Genomic DNA, 19661 nt, shown 5'->3' with positions numbered 1-19661 from the left:
TGTTACCCTCCGATTGGCTGCAAAGCATCTGCATAGGAATGAAATACGCTATCGATGTTTTGCTTGAGATAGGCGACGATTTCCGGGATGTGCGAGACTTGGGTATACGGCGAAATCACAAACAGTTTTGCGGCGTACAGCGTTGTATCCTGGTTGTCGGTTGTCGGTACGACCAGGTGTTTTTTCGTATCGCCGAAGAACATGCGGTCGCGATTTTGACCCAGCACTTCGAATAACTGCGCGTTCAGATCGTTGGCACGTTCGATCTCGGCGTGCGAGCATAGACCCGACAATTCGGCTTCGAAGTTGTTTTGCTTATCCGGGTAGAGGCGGAACAGGGTCATGATCGCCGGATTTAGGTCGTTGACGATGACCGCTTCAGGCACTTCGCGGCGCAGCGTCTCGCGGAATTCCAGATTGACTTCCACGAATTGCGCCAGCAGGCGTTGGTAACCGGTGACGCCGAAAGCGAGCAGCGCGCTGTAGATGCTGATGGAGCTTGCCATGCGCGAGCATTCGAGCGTGTAGCCGGTATGGTAGTCGCCGTAGCCGCGGTGTCCGACATAAGGCGTTTCTTCTTCCGCCAGATCGACAAGCTGAAGATCGGCCGCGTTTTTCACCAGGAACAGGCTGGTCGAATACGGCGTTTGCCCCAGCTTTTGAAAATCGAAGCAAAGCGTGTCGGCCAACGACAGATGCTGCATCCGGTTGTTGATTTGCCGCAAAGCGTTCAGCACCGGAGCTTGGAATTCAAGCGGGTTGCCGGCGAAATCATACTGACGGAAAAAGGCAAAGAATCCGCCGAGTGCGGAGTCGGCATGGATATGCGGCCGCTGCATGCCGTGTCCCGCCGAGACTTCCTCAGCCGTCTGTTTGATCAGTTGAACATTGTCGATGCCCATTGCATCCGTGGTTCCCGTAGTCGCAACGATATATACCGGGATGCCGCCGTCCGAAATGACCTGCTCCATTTTAAGGCGCAAATCTTCGGTATCCATAGAACTATCGGCAAGCGTGCGCACTTTGATGAGATGGTCGCTGCCTAAGCCTGTCGCTTCCATCGACTTGAACAGGCTGTAGTGAGCCGATTCCGAGCAGAACGTGTACAGATTCCGCGGAACGCCTTTGCGGGGAGCGTTGGGTGCGAATTTGGCGATCGCCAATCGCAGTCCCGTGAAAATCGCGCCCTGGCCGCCCCAGGTCGTGTAACCGCCGCTCAACTGCGGATCGTATCCCACCAGCTTGGACATCATGCTGATGACTCTAACTTCCGCTTCGGCGCCCGCGGGACCATACACATCCCAAAGGTTGTTGCCGTTCACCAGAAACGCCGTGATCATGCCCAAAATGCCCGGCGTGCTTGCCATCGGCAAAATATTGGTCAAAAAATATTTGGAATGGTAAGGGTGGTTGTGCAGCAATTTCAGCAGATGCTCGTTGACTTCTTTTTGATCGGTGCTGTTGCTGGGAATGACGCTATTTTGGATCAGATCCGTATAAAAGGATTTGGAACGTTCTTTTTCGCCAAGCAGATTGACGCCGTCGGGATTTTTCAAATCGTCGACGCCGGTGATCAATTGCTCGATCAACTGCATGAATTGCTGACGTTCTTCTGCGTTGCCGTCTTCGCTTGGAAAAAAGTTTTGTACGGAATTTTCTTTGTAAGTAGACACGGATGTGTTCTCCCCAATCCTGTAATATAAAAAAGGCGATAATAGGTACAAATGCCCATATTTCGCCGATTGTCGAATGCAACTGGCTGACCTACCCGAACGGATTTAGTCCCTATAGCTTTGCGTCCTTATTTTTCAATAAGTTTGCTAAAATATGAAATTTTTATTGCAATATTCATTTGATTAAAGTGGACAAACTCTATTCGTATAGCCAAATAGAATTATAGTACACGGATATGAAAGTGGCAATGAAAATTTACATGCTATGTCAATTTATTATCGGTAAGTCCTGGTTCGAGGGGGTGATTTAGGTCTTTTTGTCCAGTTTAATATTCATGACAACAAGAAAAATAAAATCGTTTTCGACATATGTTGTCGAATGCGACAAAAGCATACTCTTTTTTGTCGTAATTTTCGGCTTGTTTGTTTAGCTTTTTTACCAAAAAATAATATTGACTTGATAAATTTTAGATGGTATACTCTGTATTACGAGTTATTCGATCGGGGCCTTAGCTCAGCTGGGAGAGCGCATCGCTGGCAGCGATGAGGTCAGGGGTTCGATCCCCCTAGGCTCCACCATATCATGGATTCTTAGCTCAGTTGGTAGAGCATTCGACTCTTAATCGACAGGTCCAGGGTTCGAGCCCCTGAGAATCCATCTCGAAAAAAACGGCAGAGATGCCGTTTTTTTGTTGTTTTGCCGGTTTTTTTCTGCCAAAATAAAACGTGAAAGCGGATTATTCTTTTTTGCATACATAAAGAAAAAGTCGCTAAATTACGAAAACGAGGCGATAGAAATGGCACAATTCGATCATTTATCCGCGCTGCTCAAGTCTTTTACCGAGCAAGGGCCTTCCGGCTGCGCCTGCATGATCGCGAAAGACGGGGAAGTCGTATACGAAGGGTATTTCGGACAAGCGAATCGGGAGCAAGGAAGCGCGGTGAACGCCGACACGGTATTTCGTTTGTATTCGATGACCAAAGTGGTTGTCTGCACCGCCGCGATGATCTTGTTCGAACGCGGCAAGTTTTTGCTCAACGAACCGCTGCATCTATATCTGCCCGAGTATAAGGATGTGCGCAAGACGGTGACGCAAGACAACGGGCAAGTCCATACCGAGCCGGTACAAAATCCGATTCTGGTGCGGCACGCTTTTGGCATGATGACCGGACATCCGTATCCGTACGGCGAATCGCTGACCGCACGCGAAATTACGCGGTTGCGCACCGAACTGAGCGAGAGCACGAACGGGCGCTACACGTTGCAAGACGAGATCCGGGCAACCGCTCAAGCTCCGGTTATGTTCGAGCCGGGCACACGCTGGATGTACGGCTACGGCCACGATTTGGTCGCCGGGCTGATCGAAGCGGTCTCCGGCAAAACATTGGGCGAGTTTTTGCAGGAGGAAATCTTCGGCCCGCTCGGCATGACCGACACCGGTTACCGTTACCGCGACGATATCCAAGAACGCATGGCGGTCATGTACGAGCGGGCCGAAGACGGCACGCTCACTCCGGCACCGGAAGAAATGGATGCTTTGCATCGGCCGGATGCCCTGCTGGAGCTGGGCGGGCAGGGCTTATATGCGACGACGCGCGATTATATCAAATTCGCCAGCATGCTCGCCGCAGGCGGCACATTGAACGGCGTTCGCATCTTGAGCCGCAGCACCATCGACCTGATGCGGACCAATCAACTGAATGACGTGCAACTCGCCGATTTCACGAATTCGTATTCGGCAGGCTACGGCTACGGCCTCGGCGTCCGCACCTTGATCGACCGCGCCGCAGGCGGCAGCAACAGCCCGCTGGGCGAGTTCGGCTGGACAGGCATGGCCGGCACCTGGACGTCGATCTCGCCGGAAACGAACACCGCGATCGTCTATATGCACCAAATGCTGCCGAACAGGGAAGAGCACCATCACCTGCGCGTCCGGGCAGCCGCATACGGCGCGCTTTAAACCGTTTTGCTGCATCAAACCAAAACGAACGATTCCGGAACTTCCGTACGCGACCCGAAGCCGCTCGCTGTCTTTTATTTAAACTTCATCGACGTTTCAGGTTGTTTTCAGGTTCCGGCGTTATTCTATATTCAATCCCCTCTAATCATAGAGCTTGACCCCGACGAAGCCACCTCGTCGGGGTCCTTTTTTTGATTCTCGATCTAGGGCGTGTACGCAAACTCAGGCGACGTGCATCTTGAGCTGCCTTTTCGCCCTTCGGAGTTTGCGTACACGCCCTAATGCACCGAATTTTAAGCAAATCTTTAAGTTACAGTCAGCTTCTTTTCAGCTTGGGAGCTTATTATACAAACAACCCCTCTTTGAGAGATATATTTATCCCCGTCGGAGCCACCCCGACGGGGATCTTTTTTTTGCCCGCACATCGCCACCGTCTTTGAAACCCATCAAAAAAACCGAACCGCAAACCCCGGTTCGGTCTTCTAATCTTAAAAAGAAAGGTTTCGCAAACGAGCGCAGAAGCGGAGGGAGAAATTCAGTGCAGGAGCGATAGCGTTCGCCTTTGTCCTTGGGAAGCTACATCATAAATTTCAATCAGGCTTCCCAAGGGCAACACGCGACCGAAACGAATTTCTCCCGCAGCGTCTATCAAGCACCGAAGTCACTGAACTTTCGGCGGCATCACAGGAGGCTCCCCTTTCTTCGTCTTCGAACCCTTGCCCCCCGGCTCAAGCGGAACCTCCAAAATATCGAGCAGGAAAATAAAGATCGGCACCCCGACAATCAAGCCCCATGCGCCGAGGAAATGCTCGCCCAGCAGCAAAATAAGGAACGTGAAAAAGATCGGCAGATGCGTTTTATTCGACATAAACTTCGGATTGAGCACATAAGCTTCGATCGCATGCAGCACCACGATCATGATCAGAATGTACAGAATCATGTTGAATCCGCCAATATTGAACGCAATCGCGCACAGCGGAATCAGCGAGATCACAACGCCCATCACCGGGACTAGGCCGAGCAGGAAGATCATCAGCCATAGCGCGAACAGGTTCGGAAACCCGAGTCCCCACAGAACAATCAGCGAGAGCAACGAATTGGTCAGCGAGATCATGAACTGCACTTCGAGCACTTTGCCGAACGAAGCGACGAATTTACGGCCGAAGTATTCCAACTCCGTGAAGAAGTACGCCGCTTTGCTGTAACGGAACTTGGACATCAGCGAAGAGACTTTGTCTTTTTCCAAGTTAAAGAACAAGCTCAGAATGAACGCGATAAACAGATTAAGGCTCCATTTGCCAATATCGGTGATCGTATGCACGATAAAGTCCAGACCGCCTTCCACGTAGCTCGCAATATCAAATTCCTTGACGGAGTTCATGATATAGCGGGTGAACGCATTGTCGGGCAAAGCCAGATTGGACAGATTGTTATAGAAAGATATGACTTGATTGATTAACTGCTGAATTTCATAGATAAAGACGGGCAGATAACGGTAAATCCCGAATCCGAGCGCAAACACCAGTAAGGCATACGTCAGAACGAGTACGAGTTTACTGTTCAGCTTGATGCGATCCGTTCCTTTTCGAATAAAACGGTGCAGTCGGTTCATCAGGTAGGTAAGGATGAACGTGATCAGCAGCATGCTGAGCATACTCCGGAGTGAAATGAGCAGAACGAGGGCCAGAATCAGCGCCAGCGCTCTACGAATTCCCGGAATGTAGAAAAAATCTCTGAGGGCCTTCATGAAATCGCGGTTCTCTCCTTCGGAATCAGACTTTATGGAAAAGCTTTCTATGTCATAGTTTAGAGTCTCAAGGGTGACAAAAGCAAGCACGTAAACAGGCATTTCCCTTCAAGCGCAAAGAATTTATCCAACTGTTGACGGAGCGACTCATTTCGGCCTTGTTATGGTAAGATAAACCTTAATCATTCATAGAAAAGCGAAAAGATCGGAGTGAAAAGGATGCAAAGCGCCAATCGAACTTGCCGAGGCTGTAGTGAGGAATTTGCCGTCAACGAAAAGCAAATGGAGCGCCTGCTGGCCTCGGCAGCTTTCGCGCCCGAATTGAGAGTGGCGGAAGAAGAGTATGAAGCCAGGCTGGAAGCCTGCCATACATGCCCCAAATTTCACGGAGGGACGACCTGCATGTTATGTGGCTGCCTGGTTCCGGTAATTGCCCATTTGAAAAGCAAAAACTGCCCATATCCCGGCGGTGGCCGATGGGCAGTTCAGCATCAGGCATAGGTTTTCGCATAGAGGTACCCGTCTGCTCCAAGCTGGAGACAAGCGGCTCTTGTTGTTAAGGCAAGTAATCATGGCCCGTCTGCGGCCTAGCTTTTTCGTTAACGGACTTCTTTGTGGTAACGAGTCAAACTAGAAGCGAGATCTTGCATAGATTCTCCGGTTTGTTGCAGGCGCTCGATCACGTCCGTAAAGTTCGTCACGAGATGGGCTTGCTCTTGCGAAGAAGACACGATTTGGGAAATTTCGTTTTCCATGACACGGATCGAATCCTGCACGTCTTTTAGCGCCGTCTCGATATCGGTGGTGGCTGATTTGGAATGGACGGCTAGTTTGCGCACTTCGGAAGCCACCACGCCGAATCCGGCTCCCAGCTCTCCGACACGCGCAGCTTCGATGGCGGCGTTCAGGCCGAGCATGTTCGTCTGATCGGAGATTTCTTTGATCAACGTCGCGACGTGGGTGATCTTGCCTGAGTTCTGTACGGCCGTTTTGGTGTTGACGAGGATCTGTTCGCTGGTGGCTTGAAGTTCCTCGGCATGAGCCGCGATGTGTTGAACCATATCGGCCAGATTCTCGGCGATCGAGCGGTTATCGTTGGCGAGCGTCTGGAGTTTCTCCTGATTGGTCTGATCATAGCTGATCGCCAACACGGCAGCGACTTCTCCGTTTTCAAGCAAAGGAATCGTTACGGAATGCAGCGGATAGCCAAACGTGAACATTTCTGCCGGATATTCGTCCAGACGCGCTTCTTTCGAACCTTTCAAAGCCGAGAAATTTTCAAAACCGGGATGCAAAGGGTCGCCCGTTTTGTAACCCATATCAAAGTCTCCGTGTTGGGCGTAATAAAGCATATGCGTGCGATCATAAATAATAACGGCTGTGTTTTCACGCATCATTTTTCCCAGGTAAGGGGCTACGGCAAGCATTGAATCGACGATACTCATTGTGTAATTCACTTTCCTCTCCGTATAAAAGCAATAGTGGATCAAGTAGAAATAATCGGCGAAAAGTATAATCGGCCATCCGATGAAACGTGTGGAGTAAGTAAAAGTATAAGCCTTAAGTACGAATCGAATATAAGCGTAATTTGTATTAAATTCAATATTAAACGCGATTTTTATTGAAAATACAGGGATAAAGAACTAGAATCTTTAAACGAAAAACGTTTTCGACGATACATCATTTGTCCGATGAAGCAAAAAGGAAAAAGCCTTTGCTTGGAGCAAGGGCTTTTTTGGGAAAATGGCGCAGAAAACGGGCTTTAAGACGCCGGACGAGTTTCTTGCCGAACTTCCTGAGTCCCGGTTTGAGTCGGTTTGCGAACCGGAGAGATCGTCCAGTATGCGCAAGCGACGAAAAATGCACCGCCGACGATGTTGCCCAGCGTGACCGGAATCATATTGTGCAGCCAACCCATCACCGTTATCGTCTCCGGATGACCTGGCAATAAGAGAGCCGTGCTCAGCAAGGTCATATTCGCTACGCTGTGCTCGTAACCGCTGGCGATAAAGGCGAACAGACACCACCAGATCAGCATGATTTTGGCGATATCGTTTGTGGTGCGGCTTGCCATCCAGATCGCCAGACAGACAAGCCAGTTACAGAGAATGCCGCGGAAGAACAGCTCCGTCACAGGCAGGCTCATCTTTTTGGCGGCAGCGGCAAAGATCAGATGCTCGGGGGCAATGCCTTTGAAAAGTCCGGTTCCCAGTACAAGCAGACTGAGCACGACCGCACCGGCCAGATTGCCGAAGAAGACTAGCGTCCAGTTTTTGCCGAGATCTTTAACCGACGTGCGACGGGCCAGCGTAGAAGCGGTGAAGAACATATTATTTCCGGTGAAAAGCTCCGACCCTGCAAAAATGACGAGGGTAAGGGCAATCCCGAACGAGGCTCCCATCACCAGCGATTGTGCCGGAGACTTGATCGCAGCGAGGGGAGCGCCAAGCGAGAAGATCAAAATGATACCAAGCCCGACATAGGCTCCCGCCAGCATGGCGCTGATGAAATAACGGAGGGGGTGTTCGTTCATGAAATCTCTTTTTTTGGCAGCAGCTTCAACAATGGACCGTACACTTTCGGTGAACATGATCTTCAGCCTCCTGGGCGCGCGAATAGGCAAATCAGGTAAAGCAAACGAAGTCGAAAAGCCAAATCCGGTTTTTGCGTTACTTCGTGAATAGAATCACTTGATTATCCGCGATTTCCACACGGAATGTACGAACCTGTCCGCTGTCCGGTTTTTGAACAAGACCGCTTTTCAGATCAATCTTCCAATCATAGAGAGGGTCGTAGATATAGTGTTCGGATACGATGGCTTCGGCCAATGGACCGCCTTTGGGATGGGGATTAAGATTTTCAACTGCGTAGATTTCATCGTCGGACGTGCGGAAAACGGCAATTTCAGTATCGCCAACGATGAAGACACGGCCGATGCGGCTTGGGAAGCGATCGAGGGTATCCAATACAACCGAACTTACGGCGTTTAATTGTGGAGTCATGGTCAAGCTCCTCTCGGGATGATAAGTATAGTGAAGCAAGAACGAAACGGGGAGAAGAGAGGACGGCTTGATTACGTGGGCAGCTCTCTTCTTTAACGTTTCATTGTATGGGATGTTAGCAGGCAGTATAGCTTAAACTTGTATAACTGTCGGTTTCCCGGCTTCGAACAGCTCGCTGCGAAGTTTCTTGTCGTTCAATACTTGCTTCCAAGGATCTTCGACAAACGTCAGTGCATGTTCGATGCTGTCGATCAAAGTACGGCGGTACTCGACATCTTCAACGGTCTTCTTATAGATGTCTTCCAGGCCGATCCGCTCTACCCATTCCGATGTCCGTTCCAGGTAATTGCCGGTCTCGCGATAGTACTGCATCACGGCTGCAACCGTATCCGTCAGCTCCTGATCGGTTTTCACTTTGCACAGCGAGTCGGCCAGACGAGCTTTGATCCCGCCGTTACCGCCGACGAAGATTTCCCAACCGCCGTCGTTACCGACGATGCCGATGTCTTTGGTGCACGACTCGGCGCAGTTGCGCGGGCAACCGTTCACGGCGAGCTTGAACTTGGCCGGGAAGTCGAGGCGTTCGAACTTGCGTTCCAGCATGGCGCCGACGCCCATCGAATCCTGGGTGCCGAAGCGGCAGTATTGCGAACCGACGCAAGTTTTGACCGTGCGCAGCGATTTGGCATAGGCGTAACCCGAAGGCATATCGAGTTCTTCCCAGACTTTCGGCAGATCTTCTTTTTGCACGCCGATCAAGTCGAGACGTTGTCCGCCGGTGACTTTGACCGCTTTGACGTTGTATTTGACCGAGACATCGGCGATCTTCTTTAGGTCTTCCGGTGTTGTGACGCCGCCGTACATTCTTGGGACGACCGTGTACGTGCCGTCTTTTTGGATATTCGCGTTCATGCGTTCGTTGACGAAGCGCGATTCTTTCTCGTCTTTGTGTTCGCCCGGATAGATGACGCCCAGGTAGTAGTTGACGGCCGGACGGCATTTCGAGCAACCTTCCGGGTTATGCCACTCCAACACGTGCATGACTTCTTTTGTTGTACGCAGTCCTTTTTCCTTGATGCTGGCTACGATTTCTTGGCGACTCAGCGGCGTACACGCGCAGATGCCGGCTTTGGCCGTTTTCTTGAATCCGTCGCCGAGGACGAAACTCAGGATTTGTTCCACGACCGGTTTACAGCCGCCGCATGATCCGGTAGCGCCGGTGCAGGCTTTGATCTCGTCGACGGTGGTCAGTCCTTTTTCATTGATGGCATCGACGATGACTTTCTTAGTCACGCCTTTGCAGCCGCAGACGATTTCGTCGTCCGCCATCTTTTCGACCGCCGCCGTTTTGGACTTGCCGCCGCAGTGACCGCCCGTACCCATCAGATCGCCGTAGATTTCGTCGGTCATTTCTGTGGCTTCGCGAACGTACTTTTGCAGCGAAGCCGATTCGGTCACGTCGCCGAACAGTACCGCGCCGACGATCTTGCCTTGATCCAGCAGAATTTTTTTGTACGTGCGTTTCCATTCGTCTTTGGCTGCGATTACGGTATGTCCGGGGCCTTCGATGAATTCGCCGGCCGAGAACACGTCCACACCGGAAATTTTCAGCTTGGTCGACGTGATCGAACCCGCATAGCCCGCAGTTTCGACGCCGCAGATCTGTTTCGCCAAAATATTGCCTTGTTCGAACAGCGGGGCGACAAGGCCGTAGCAGATCCCGCGGTGTTCCGCGCATTCGCCGACCGCATACACGTCCGGTGCCGAGGTGCGCATGAAATCGTCGACCAGGATGCCTCGATTCGTGTCGATGCCGCTGACTTCGCCGATTTGTTTGTTGGGACGGATACCGACCGCCATAACCACGAATTCCGCATCCAGTTCTTCGCCGTCGGTGAAAACCAGTCTGCGTACGCGATGGTCGCCTTGCATTTCCGCGGTCGATTTGCCCATCGCGAACTTGATGCCTTGACGCTCCAGTTCGGTCTTGAGCATGGCCGAAGCTACCGTGTCGAGTTGGCGTTCCATCAGATCGTTCATCAGATGGACGACGGTCACATCCATGCCGAGACCGATCAGACCTTTGGCTGCTTCAAGACCAAGCAAGCCGCCGCCGATAACCGCTGCCGTCTTATATTGTTTGGCCGCTTCAAGCATTTGGTCGCAGTCCGCGATATCGCGGAAGCCGACGACGCCTTCACGGTCGCTGCCCGGAATAGGAAGCATAAGCGAATTCGAACCGGTCGCGATCAGCAGTTTGTCGTAAGACGCCGTCATGCCGCCGTCTGTAACGACCGTTTTGTTGTCCGTATCGATATTTGTTACTGTTTGTCCCGTATGAAGAGCAATTCCGTTTTCCTTATACCAGTTCCAGTCGTTGATGACGATATCGTCAATGGTTTTGCTTCCTTCAAGCACATACGAGAGCATGATCCGGTTATAGTTAGGGTGAGGTTCACTACCGAATACGGTAATGTCAAAACGATCGGTCAGCTTCAGAATTTGTTCCAGCGTATTGATGCCAGCCATGCCGTTGCCGATCACGACGAGTTTTTCTTTTGCGTTCGTCATCCTAATGCGCCTCCTTGGCGGTTGAATTCAATGTAGGGAAGGATCGCGATCTGCGGCTTCCGAAGCGCAGAGGCGATGTTTGCAATCATGTGACAATCTTCACAAGTTAACATTCGGGAAAGGGCGGAGCCGGAAATCCCGGTAAGCCACCGCTATTTCAAATTTAATCTAACTTACATTCTCATTATATTTAATTAAAATTCAAAGGGTTGGTGACTGTAATCACATCAATTGTGAAATTATTCACTTTAAATTGTCACAATTATTTTTGACGATTGCCTACGTAGCCTCGATCGCAATCAAGATGTGTTAAAATTAATAAAAAATAAAAGGATTTATCAACGATAAAGATGCTGTTGGAAAGGTGGATTCCGATGAAATGGACGTATGCGGAGTCGGGGGATACGAATGCTCCTTTATTGATATTCGTACACGGCGGCGGGGTAGGCGGCTGGATGTGGGATCGTCAGATCGCTTCTTTTCAACATTATCATTGTTTGGTGCCGGAAATTGCGGAATCGGAAGGTCCGAATGCAAAGCCGGTTTTCACGATCCAACAGAGTGCGCGGCAGTTGATCGATCTGGCCAGGCAAAAAGGCGCAGGCCGGCCGATTTACGCTGTCGGTTTCTCGCTGGGGGCGCAGATCGTGATTCAAATGATGAGCGATAGTCCGCGCCTGCTGCACGGAGCCATGATCAATAGCGCTTCGGCTATTCCGATGCCTTTTGCCGACCGAATGATCGGTCCCATGGTTCGTTGCAGTTTTCCGCTGATTCGCAATCGTCGCTTCTCGGCTTTTCAAGCCAAAGCGCTATATATTCCTTCCGAGCAATTCGAGACGTATTATGCGCAGAGCCTAAAAAGCAGTCCCCACGTTCTGATCCAGGTGCTGCGGCAAAGCCTGACCTATCGGTTGCCAGCGGGATTCTCGCGTTCGAACGCCCGTGTTCTCGTCACGGTGGGCGAAAAGGAAAAAAGAATGATGCACAAGTCGGCGGATCAGATCGTGGCGGCACACCCAAAAGCGCAGAAAAAAAATTTACCCGGCGTGGGACATGGCATTCCTTTGGTGCAGCCGGAATCATTCAACACGATCCTCAAAGAATGGCTGGAGGAAGGAGAAAGGAACGAATGAAAACAAACAGCAGAACGGTTACGGTCGGAGATCAAGCTTTCGTGTATTGGCATACGAGCGGAGCCCGATTCACGCTGTACCTCTCGCCCAAAGAACAAAAAAATACCAAACTCGTGCTGCTTTTTCCGGCTTTTCCGCCAGACGAAGATCCTCATACCTCTTGGACGTTCTACGAAATTTTAGCGCAAAAGGGTGGAGAAGAAGTGCCTGTTCATTTGGGACGGCCTCGATCTATTGCAGAAATCATATCCCATTTGCGGCAGCGACGACCGGGACTGTGGCAGATCGGCCGGATCACTCTGATCGAAAATGCTTGGGAATTGCTTGGTGAGATGGGCTACTCCGGGTGCAAACCCGTGTGGAAAGGGGAATTTTAGCTTGCATTTTGACTTGGCCGTAATTCAGACTTTTTGTACGTACCGGAGTTGATTGAACGAAGTTCTGCGATACAACTGAAGTGAAGAGCGTTAGATGAGCGAATAGCGAATGTTTTTTTGCCAAAAGGACTTGCATCCTGCTTGCTCACCGTGTTATATTATTTGGGCAGGACATTTTGTCCAGCCAATGATATGCGGTCGTGGCGGAATTGGCAGACGCGCACGGTTCAGGTCCGTGTGGGCTTACCCCCGTGGAGGTTCGAGTCCTCTCGACCGCATCATTTTTGATCGGAAGCTCTTTATTCCTTTTTTAAGGAATAGAGAGCTTTTTAATGTACATTTTTCTAATTTTTGCTAAAAAAGTTCGAGCCGGAATCTTTTTTGGGTAGTTTACGGTATAAGGCAAGCGAAGAAGCGGATCGGCGCTTCAACGTGTGCGACGCCCGAACTTTCCGAGGAGGTTGAACGCATGGACAAACTGAAATACGCTTTGATCGGAGCGGGCGGCAACGCCGAATACAAACATATTCAAGGGTATAAACAACTGCACGATATCGAAGTGGTCGCCATATGCGATATCGACGGAAGCAAAGCGGCGGCGATGGCGGCCCGGCACAACGTTCCGAACGCGTACGACGACTATAGGGACATGATCGAGACCGAGCGACCGGATATCGTCAGCGTGGTTACGCCCAATTTTTTGCATGCGGAGATCACGGAATACGCGTTGCTGCACGGCGTAAACGTCCACTGCGAAAAGCCGCTCAGTATTCACGCGGAAGAGGCGAAGCGCGTCGTCGCAGCGAAAAACCGTTCCGGCAAGCAGGTCATGATCGGGCTAAACAACCGGTTCACGAACGAAGCGGTCTACTTGAAAAAATGGATCGACGACGGCAAGCTCGGCGATATTTACAGCGCGAAAGCGGGATGGGTACGGCGCAGCGGCATACCGGGAAGCGGAACATGGTTTACCGACCGTGCGCGTTCCGGCGGAGGCGTGCTGATCGATCTCGGTTCGCATTATATCGACCTGGCGCTGTATCTGATGGGCATGCCTCAAGTGGCTTACGCGGCGGGCCGGATTCATCGGAACTTTATGCAAAACGGGACGCGGAACCGGCATGGCTATATCGGCAACGAGAACGGAGTATTCAATGTGGAAGACGCCGCGCACGGGTATCTGGGGTTGGAAAACGGAGCAAGCCTGGCTTTGGATTTCAGTTGGGCGGCGAATATCGAAGAAGAACGGTTTTATGTGGAATTGATGGGTACGGAAGGCGGCGCAAGCCTCGTCAACGGCACGCTGAAACTGTTCGGAGAGCATAACGGCGTTTGCCTGGATCTGACGCCCAAATTGAACCTCAATCCGTATCTGCAACTGACCGGAGAATTCCGACATTTCGTCGATTGCGTTCGGGACGCGGATCAGCGGCTTATCGCTCCCGCAGAGCACGGGCTGTATTTCGCGGAGATCGTCGACGCTTTTTACGAAAGCGCCCGTACGGGGTTTCCGGCGGCGTTGGCGGAGCGCAATCTGTTTTCGCGTTAAAAAAGGACTGTTCTCAAGCTTTTTCGGGCTTGAGGCAGTCCTTTTTTAGCGTGAATAAAGGTCGAGACGCCGATCTTACCGAGAAACTCGCACCGGGAAACTTTTCAACGATTGGCCCGTGATCGAGACCGTCAAATGATCCGAGACGTTAAAGTCTTCGACCGGAGCGATCGCGGAAAAGCGTTTGACGAACGCGCTTAATGCCATATTCGCTTCCAGGCGAGCCAGAGGAGCACCCAGGCAAAAATGGGGACCGGCGCCGAACGTCAGATGTTGGTTTTTGCCCGGCCGGTGAATATCGAACGTATCGGCATGCTCAAAATGCGCTTCGTCCCGGTTGCCCGCGCCGATCCAGGCCACGACGACCTGACCGGCTTTCATTTGCGGGCCGAAAATATCGGTATCCTGCGCCACTTTGCGGTCGATGGTCGCGCCGAAACGGAAACGCAGCACTTCTTCGACCAGTTTCGGTATCAGCGATTCGTTGGCTCGAAGCTCTTCGTACACGCCCGGGCGATCGAACAGCATGCAGTAAAACAAGTTCGCAAGCAGCGTAGTCGTTGTTTCGTTGCCCGCGCCGAGCAAGCCGATCGCCGACATCACGATCTCCTGATCGCTTAACTTCTCGCCTTCGAGTTCCGCGCGGATCAGATCGGAGATGATATCGTCCGCAGGATCGGCGCGTTTGCTTACTACGATCGGATACAGGTATTGGGCAAACTCCTGCATCGCCTGTCCTTTTTGTTGCTCGATATCCGTGAAAGCGTCCAGATTGTAAGGCAGGAACAAAATATCCGACCAAGCTTTGATCTTTTCGCGGTCGCTTGACGGTACGCCCAGCAGGTCGGCGATTACCGTTACGGGCAGCGGCACGGCGAGTTTGTCGACCAGATCGACCACCGTGTCGCCTTCCATGTCCGCGATCAGCTCGTCGATAATCTCCTGAATGCGCGGTTCCCAGTCTTTGAGACTGCGGGGAGTGAACGCCTGGGCCAGCAGAGCGCGGCGTTTGCGGTGTTCGGGCGGATCGACCAGATTCACGTTGCTGCGATTATCGACTTCGTGCGGAATAGGGATCAGGCTGCGCTGTTTTTTGTTGGAAAAAAGCTCGTGATCGAACAGCACTTTTTTGACGGCATCGTACGAAAAAACGCTCCAAACGTCTTGCTCCGCATCGTACTGAATCGGCTCGTTTTCCCTCATGTGCGTGAACCAGGCATAAGGCTCCCATTGTTCTTCCGGCGTACTGAGCTTCGAGATTTCCTGCAAAATGACCTGATTGCTGTTTTTCATACGTGATCCCTCCCGTGTGGAATGGCCATAACGAAACGTCGGATCTCCATTGCGATTTTCTTTTCGTCGATGATAAGATAAAAACACTTAGGTTAATTTAACCTATAAAACACTTGTCTATTTTAGCATACCCGATAACAAAAACGGAAATGCGCAAAAAAGGAGGAGCTGCTATCATGTATGCGGATATTTTGATTTTGGGGCAACTGCTCAGCGGTCCCAAACACGGCTACGAAATCAAAAAAAGCGTGCAGGAAGCGCTAGGGGATTCGTTCGGTCTCAACAATAACGCGCTGTACCCGGCACTGCGGCGATTTGCCGAAGCTGGCGCGATCACGAAAGAAACGGAAAAAGGAGACGGCAAGCCGGATCGGCATGTGTACGTGCTGACGCAAAGCGGGGAAACAACGTTTACACAGCTGGTTTGCGACTTTTCGGAAAAAGCGGCGGTGCACCAAATGGAATTTTTGGTTCGCGTCGCGCTGTTCGGCCGGCTTAGGCCGGAGAACAGGCTCGCCATATTGGAAAAGCGGCTAGCCGCGATCGAGGAACAAAGCGGGCGCAACCGAAAATTCGACCGGCAAGGCGACAACGATCTTTTTATTGCCGAAGTGATCGAATTTCAAAAGCAGCAGACGGAGCATGAACGGGTTTGGATCGAGCGCTTGATCCGCGAAACGCGCGACGGAAAGTAGGGAACGCGGATCGCTAAACTGGTTTGAAGGCTTCGCAATGCGGTAAACGTATCAGGACAGGATCGGCTGCCGATCCTGTCCGCGAACGAAAAGCCGCAAAGGAGGATCTTGACCATGAATTCCGATTTTTTACCGACACCTTCTCCACGCCTGCACGAATCCGATGGCATGATCCGCGTACGCGGGGCGAATGAAAATAACTTGAAACACGCGGATCTCGATATTCCGCGCGATTCGCTGGTGGTCTTCACCGGCGTGTCCGGTTCCGGCAAATCGTCGCTTGCTTTCGGTACGCTGTATGCCGAAGCGCAGCGGCGATATTTGGAATCGGTCGCGCCTTACGCGCGAAGACTGATTCAGCAAGCGGGTACCCCGCAAGTGGAAAGCATCGAAGGCTTGCCGCCGGCGGTCGGCCTTCAGCAGCAGCGCAGCGTGCCGCAGGAACGCTCGACCGTAGGTAGCTTGACCGCCGTATCCAACGTGCTGCGCATGCTGTATTCGCGCGCCGGCGATTACCCGGAACATCAATCCATGCTGTACGCCGAAGACTTTTCTCCCAATACGCCGCAAGGCGCTTGCCCGGAATGCCAGGGACTCGGTCGGATTTACGACGCGACCGAAGAAAGCATGGTGCCCGACCCTTCCTTGAGTATCCGGCAGCGCGCGATCGCGGCTTGGCCGGGAGCCTGGCACGGTCAGAATCTGCGCGATATCTTGATTTCGCTCGGGTACGACGTGGACAAGCCGTGGAAAGACCTGCCGCAAAAAGACCGCGAATGGATCTTGTTCACCGAAGAAAAGCCTTCCGCGCCGGTCTATCCCGACCTGAATCATGAAGAAATCCAGGAAGCGATCCGGGTCGGTCGGCGTCCCGATTATATGGGCAACTACACCGGCGCGCGGCGCCAACTACTCAATATGTACGCGTCGGCCGATACGCCGGGCCGCAGGCAGCGGTTGGAGCCTTATTTGACGGTCGGCCCTTGTCCGGCGTGCGAAGGCAAACGATTGAAGCGCGAAGCGTTGTCCGTCACGTTCGCCGGACTGGATATTGCGGAATTGTTCCGTTTGCCGGTCGCGGAGCTGCAACAAAAGTTGGAATCAAGCGTGCATGCGCACACAACGGAATCGGCAGACCGTAATGCCGAGCAACAGCGGGCCAGCGAAAAATCGCTTGTCGCCGAACGTCTGGTCGCCGACGTTTCGAGCCGCCTGGAACGGCTGATCGCGATCGGCGTCGGCCATTTGTCGCTCGATCGTCCCGCGCCTACGTTGTCGTCGGGCGAGCTTCAGCGACTGCGTTTGGCGACGCAGCTGATTTCCAAACTGTTCGGCGTCGCTTACGTGCTGGACGAGCCGTCGGCCGGTTTGCACCCCGCCGACGGCGAAGCGCTGTTGGAATCGCTGGCGGCACTGCGCGACGCGGGCAATTCGGTGCTGGTCGTCGAGCATAATCTCGACGTAATCAAGCATGCCGAATGGCTGGTCGATATCGGACCGGAAGCGGGCGAACGCGGGGGGCGGGTGTTGTACAGCGGTCCGCCGGAAGGATTGAACAAGGTGGAAGAATCGATTACCCGCCGATATTTGTTCGCGGAAGCGCCTGCCGCGCTGCGGGAGCCGCGACAGCCGGAAGGCTGGTTGAACGTCCGGCAGCTTTCTTTCAATAATCTGAACGAATTGGACGTCGATCTTCCGCTCGGTTGCCTGACGGCCGTAACGGGAGTATCGGGTTCGGGCAAATCGAGTCTGGTATCGACGGCGATTCCTGCGCTGCTCGCTTCGCGTCTCGGCGATCTTCCGGCCGATCCGGAAGAAGAAAACGAAGATCGGGAGGTCCGACGGTTATCCGGGCATGTATCGGGCGATCTGGATACGCTGCGCCGCCTGGTCCGGATCGACCAGAAACCGATCGGCCGAACGCCGCGCTCCAATCTGGCGACCTACACGGGACTTTTCGATCAGGTGCGCAAGCTGTTCGCGGATACGCCGTTGTCGCGGGAACGCGGATACAAAGCCGGACGTTTTTCGTTCAATGTGGCGGCGGGACGCTGCCCGAACTGCGAAGGACAAGGCTTCGTCCAGATCGAGCTGATGTTTTTGTCGAGCCTGTACGTGCCTTGCCCGGAATGCGGAGGCGCGCGTTACAACGCCGAGACGCTGGACGTCACGTGGAACGGTATGACGGTCGCCGACGTGTTGGGGCTTACGGTGGAAAAAGCGGCGCGCGTATTCGCGGAGCAAAGCGCGATTTCCCGTGCGCTGTCGGTGCTGTTGGATCTGGGGCTCGGTTATTTGAAGCTTGGCCAACCGGCGACCGAATTGTCGGGCGGGGAATCGCAGCGGATCAAGCTGGCTTCCGAGCTTCAGCGCACGCAGCGCGGCCGAACGGTGTATTTGCTGGACGAGCCGACCAACGGCCTGCATCCGGTCGACGCGGATCGTCTGCTGCGTCATTTGGACGCGCTGGCCGCGGCCGGGCACGCGGTCATCATGGTGGAACATAACATGCGGATAGCCGCGCAAGCCGACTGGATTATCGACTTGGGCCCGGGAGCGGCGGCTCAAGGCGGGCGGATCGTGACCGCCGGAACGCCGAAGGAAGTGGCGAACGACGAAAATAGCCGCACCGCTCCTTATTTGTCTCCGCATCTCGTAGCGGGTGCGGGTGGGAGCCGGGAATGAGCGATACTTTTTGACGGCTTGTCGTCCGATGATTTCAAGCAAGTGATACAAGTTAGCTTCTTCGGGGTAATAGAATAACGTGAAGGCGACGGAAAGCCCGGCCAGGCCGGTAACGAATGACTTTCCGAATCGTTGAGTTGTCCAATTCCGAGGAGGTCGAGTAATCATGAGTAAAGCACTTGAAGCTGAAAAAAGAAGCGGTTTTAAACGTTCCGATATCAGAGTTCTGCGCGAGAGCGGACGAGTTCCGGCTGTCGTATACGGCAAGAAAGCGGACGGCATTCCGGTTCACGTCGATGCCAAAGACCTGCTTCGCCACGTTCAACGCGGCGGCGCGGATATCTTCTCTTTGAAAATCAAAGACGGTTCTTCTTCGCAGGTCATGATTAAAGACGTGCAACGGATCAACGGACGCATTATCCACGCGGACTTTATCCAGATCGACAAAAACACGCCGGTTCGCGCATCGATCGCGATCGATTACCAAGGCGAAGCCAAAGGATCGAAAGAAGGCGGCATTTTCCAAACGCAGGCCACCGAACTCGAGATCGAAGCGTTGCCGGACGATCTGCCGAGCACGCTGGAAATCGATATCTCCAACCTGGAGATCGGCGACAAGCTGATCGCATCGGATATTAAGCTGTCCGACAAAGTACGTCTGCTGTCTTCGGAAGAAGAAGTTATCGCTTCCGTAGTGGTACCGCAGGTTCTGGAAGAACCGGAAACCGAAGCGGGCGAAGAAGCTGAAGTAGCACCGGAGCTTGTAGGCGAAGAAAAAGAAGACGAAGAAGAAAAATCCGAGTAATCGTCGTTCGAAAAACGTCATCAAACCGCATGAGCGAAAGCCGTTTTCCTTCGGGGAAGCGGCTTTTTTTTGCGTCCAAAAAAATTAAACGCCGCAATCCTTGTTGCTAGTAAATTTTCAATTTTTCATATATGGGATCTTTTTACTTTTTAATCAAAAAAGCGTTT

The 19661-nt window shown here is 52.6% G+C and carries 15 protein-coding genes, 3 tRNA genes and 1 riboswitch; of the genes, 11 read left to right on the top strand and 7 right to left on the bottom strand.

What is annotated here, in order from left to right:
* Positions 1 to 2: 2 nt before the first annotated feature.
* Positions 3 to 1673 carry a pyridoxal phosphate-dependent decarboxylase family protein gene (locus tag WKI47_RS07135; RefSeq protein ID WP_340226482.1) on the bottom strand — a complete coding sequence of 557 codons (1671 nt, stop codon included), beginning with the start codon at positions 1671 to 1673 and terminating at the stop codon, positions 3 to 5.
* A gap of 74 nt (positions 1674 to 1747) precedes the next feature.
* A riboswitch (cyclic di-GMP riboswitch) is annotated at positions 1748 to 1832 on the bottom strand.
* A gap of 344 nt (positions 1833 to 2176) precedes the next feature.
* On the opposite strand from WKI47_RS07135, the gene WKI47_RS07130 reads away from it, so the two are divergent.
* From WKI47_RS07130 to WKI47_RS07120, 3 genes are all read left to right on the top strand, one after another.
* Positions 2177 to 2252 (top strand) — tRNA-Ala (locus WKI47_RS07130).
* Positions 2253 to 2258: 6 nt separating this feature from the next.
* Positions 2259 to 2331: transfer RNA gene (locus WKI47_RS07125), tRNA-Lys, on the top strand.
* A 139-nt stretch (positions 2332 to 2470) separates the two neighbouring features.
* Complete coding sequence (locus tag WKI47_RS07120) at positions 2471 to 3634, top strand: serine hydrolase domain-containing protein (protein WP_340226481.1); 1164 nt, start codon at positions 2471 to 2473, stop codon at positions 3632 to 3634.
* Between the two features lie 661 nt (positions 3635 to 4295).
* Here the strand turns inward: WKI47_RS07120 and WKI47_RS07115 are convergent.
* Entirely contained in the window at positions 4296 to 5381 is a 1086-nt protein-coding gene (locus tag WKI47_RS07115; protein ID WP_340226480.1) for an AI-2E family transporter, read from the bottom strand.
* Positions 5382 to 5600: 219 nt separating this feature from the next.
* Here WKI47_RS07115 and WKI47_RS07110 point away from each other — a divergent pair, with 219 nt between their 5' ends.
* The gene (locus WKI47_RS07110) at positions 5601 to 5882 is read left to right on the top strand and encodes a DUF6171 family protein (RefSeq protein WP_340226479.1); all 282 of its coding nucleotides are present in this window, start codon (positions 5601 to 5603) and stop codon (positions 5880 to 5882) included.
* Between the two features lie 98 nt (positions 5883 to 5980).
* Here the strand turns inward: WKI47_RS07110 and WKI47_RS07105 are convergent, their stop codons facing one another.
* The 4 genes from WKI47_RS07105 to nirB form a co-directional block, all read right to left on the bottom strand.
* Positions 5981 to 6826, bottom strand: coding sequence for a methyl-accepting chemotaxis protein (locus WKI47_RS07105; protein WP_340226491.1), 846 nt, complete (start codon positions 6824 to 6826; stop codon positions 5981 to 5983).
* 317 nt (positions 6827 to 7143) lie between these two features.
* Positions 7144 to 7971 (bottom strand): formate/nitrite transporter family protein, encoded by an 828-nt coding sequence (locus tag WKI47_RS07100; RefSeq protein ID WP_340226478.1) that lies wholly within the window; start codon positions 7969 to 7971, stop codon positions 7144 to 7146.
* Between the two features lie 79 nt (positions 7972 to 8050).
* Complete coding sequence (nirD, locus tag WKI47_RS07095) at positions 8051 to 8383, bottom strand: nitrite reductase small subunit NirD (protein WP_340226477.1); 333 nt, start codon at positions 8381 to 8383, stop codon at positions 8051 to 8053.
* Positions 8384 to 8515: 132 nt separating this feature from the next.
* On the bottom strand, positions 8516 to 10954 hold the full coding sequence (nirB, locus tag WKI47_RS07090; RefSeq protein WP_340226476.1) for a nitrite reductase large subunit NirB: 2439 nt from the start codon (positions 10952 to 10954) through the stop codon (positions 8516 to 8518).
* Positions 10955 to 11328: 374 nt separating this feature from the next.
* Between nirB and WKI47_RS07085 the strand changes: the two genes are divergently transcribed.
* The 4 genes from WKI47_RS07085 (at position 11329) to WKI47_RS07070 (ending at position 14016) form a co-directional block, all read left to right on the top strand.
* Positions 11329 to 12090 (top strand): alpha/beta hydrolase, encoded by a 762-nt coding sequence (locus WKI47_RS07085; protein WP_340226475.1) that lies wholly within the window; start codon positions 11329 to 11331, stop codon positions 12088 to 12090.
* A complete protein-coding gene (locus tag WKI47_RS07080; protein WP_340226474.1) occupies positions 12087 to 12467 on the top strand; it encodes a hypothetical protein in 381 nt (126 codons plus the stop codon). The genes WKI47_RS07085 and WKI47_RS07080 overlap by 4 nt, the downstream gene beginning before the upstream one ends.
* A 194-nt stretch (positions 12468 to 12661) precedes the next feature.
* Positions 12662 to 12745: transfer RNA gene (locus WKI47_RS07075), tRNA-Leu, on the top strand.
* 191 nt (positions 12746 to 12936) lie between these two features.
* Positions 12937 to 14016, top strand: a complete 1080-nt coding sequence (locus tag WKI47_RS07070) for a Gfo/Idh/MocA family oxidoreductase (protein ID WP_340226473.1) — start codon at positions 12937 to 12939, stop codon at positions 14014 to 14016.
* Between the two features lie 75 nt (positions 14017 to 14091).
* On the opposite strand, the gene WKI47_RS07065 is transcribed toward WKI47_RS07070, so the two are convergent.
* Positions 14092 to 15309 (bottom strand): cytochrome P450, encoded by a 1218-nt coding sequence (locus WKI47_RS07065; protein ID WP_340226472.1) that lies wholly within the window; start codon positions 15307 to 15309, stop codon positions 14092 to 14094.
* A 176-nt stretch (positions 15310 to 15485) separates the two neighbouring features.
* Here WKI47_RS07065 and WKI47_RS07060 point away from each other — a divergent pair, with 176 nt between their 5' ends.
* The 3 genes from WKI47_RS07060 to WKI47_RS07050 all read left to right on the top strand — a co-directional run bounded on the left by WKI47_RS07060 (position 15486) and on the right by WKI47_RS07050 (position 19494).
* Positions 15486 to 16004, top strand: a complete 519-nt coding sequence (locus WKI47_RS07060; protein ID WP_340226471.1) for a PadR family transcriptional regulator — start codon at positions 15486 to 15488, stop codon at positions 16002 to 16004.
* 114 nt (positions 16005 to 16118) lie between these two features.
* Positions 16119 to 18689, top strand: coding sequence for an excinuclease ABC subunit UvrA (locus WKI47_RS07055; protein WP_340226470.1), 2571 nt, complete (start codon positions 16119 to 16121; stop codon positions 18687 to 18689).
* A gap of 166 nt (positions 18690 to 18855) precedes the next feature.
* Positions 18856 to 19494, top strand: a complete 639-nt coding sequence (locus WKI47_RS07050) for a 50S ribosomal protein L25 (RefSeq protein ID WP_340226469.1) — start codon at positions 18856 to 18858, stop codon at positions 19492 to 19494.
* The last annotated feature ends 167 nt before the right edge of the window (positions 19495 to 19661 follow it).

The organism is Saccharibacillus sacchari (assembly GCF_037722395.1).
Taxonomy (GTDB): domain Bacteria; phylum Bacillota; class Bacilli; order Paenibacillales; family Paenibacillaceae; genus Saccharibacillus; species Saccharibacillus sacchari_A.
This window is presented reverse-complemented; position numbering and strand designations above follow the sequence as displayed.

Excerpts from the sequence above, each read along its gene's own strand:
- WKI47_RS07110 (WP_340226479.1), top strand. The coding sequence starts at position 5,601 with ATGCAAAGCGCCAATCGAACTTGCCGAGGCTGTAGTGAGGAATTTGCC.
- nirB (WP_340226476.1), bottom strand. The coding sequence starts at position 10,954 with ATGACGAACGCAAAAGAAAAACTCGTCGTGATCGGCAACGGCATGGCT.
- WKI47_RS07050 (WP_340226469.1), top strand. The coding sequence starts at position 18,856 with ATGAGTAAAGCACTTGAAGCTGAAAAAAGAAGCGGTTTTAAACGTTCC.
- WKI47_RS07055 (WP_340226470.1), top strand. The coding sequence starts at position 16,119 with ATGAATTCCGATTTTTTACCGACACCTTCTCCACGCCTGCACGAATCC.
- WKI47_RS07100 (WP_340226478.1), bottom strand. The coding sequence starts at position 7,971 with ATGTTCACCGAAAGTGTACGGTCCATTGTTGAAGCTGCTGCCAAAAAA.
- WKI47_RS07105 (WP_340226491.1), bottom strand. The coding sequence starts at position 6,826 with ATGAGTATCGTCGATTCAATGCTTGCCGTAGCCCCTTACCTGGGAAAA.
- nirD (WP_340226477.1), bottom strand. The coding sequence starts at position 8,383 with ATGACTCCACAATTAAACGCCGTAAGTTCGGTTGTATTGGATACCCTC.
- WKI47_RS07080 (WP_340226474.1), top strand. The coding sequence starts at position 12,087 with ATGAAAACAAACAGCAGAACGGTTACGGTCGGAGATCAAGCTTTCGTG.
- WKI47_RS07060 (WP_340226471.1), top strand. The coding sequence starts at position 15,486 with ATGTATGCGGATATTTTGATTTTGGGGCAACTGCTCAGCGGTCCCAAA.
- WKI47_RS07070 (WP_340226473.1), top strand. The coding sequence starts at position 12,937 with ATGGACAAACTGAAATACGCTTTGATCGGAGCGGGCGGCAACGCCGAA.
- WKI47_RS07065 (WP_340226472.1), bottom strand. The coding sequence starts at position 15,309 with ATGAAAAACAGCAATCAGGTCATTTTGCAGGAAATCTCGAAGCTCAGT.
- WKI47_RS07115 (WP_340226480.1), bottom strand. The coding sequence starts at position 5,381 with ATGAAGGCCCTCAGAGATTTTTTCTACATTCCGGGAATTCGTAGAGCG.
- WKI47_RS07085 (WP_340226475.1), top strand. The coding sequence starts at position 11,329 with ATGAAATGGACGTATGCGGAGTCGGGGGATACGAATGCTCCTTTATTG.
- WKI47_RS07120 (WP_340226481.1), top strand. The coding sequence starts at position 2,471 with ATGGCACAATTCGATCATTTATCCGCGCTGCTCAAGTCTTTTACCGAG.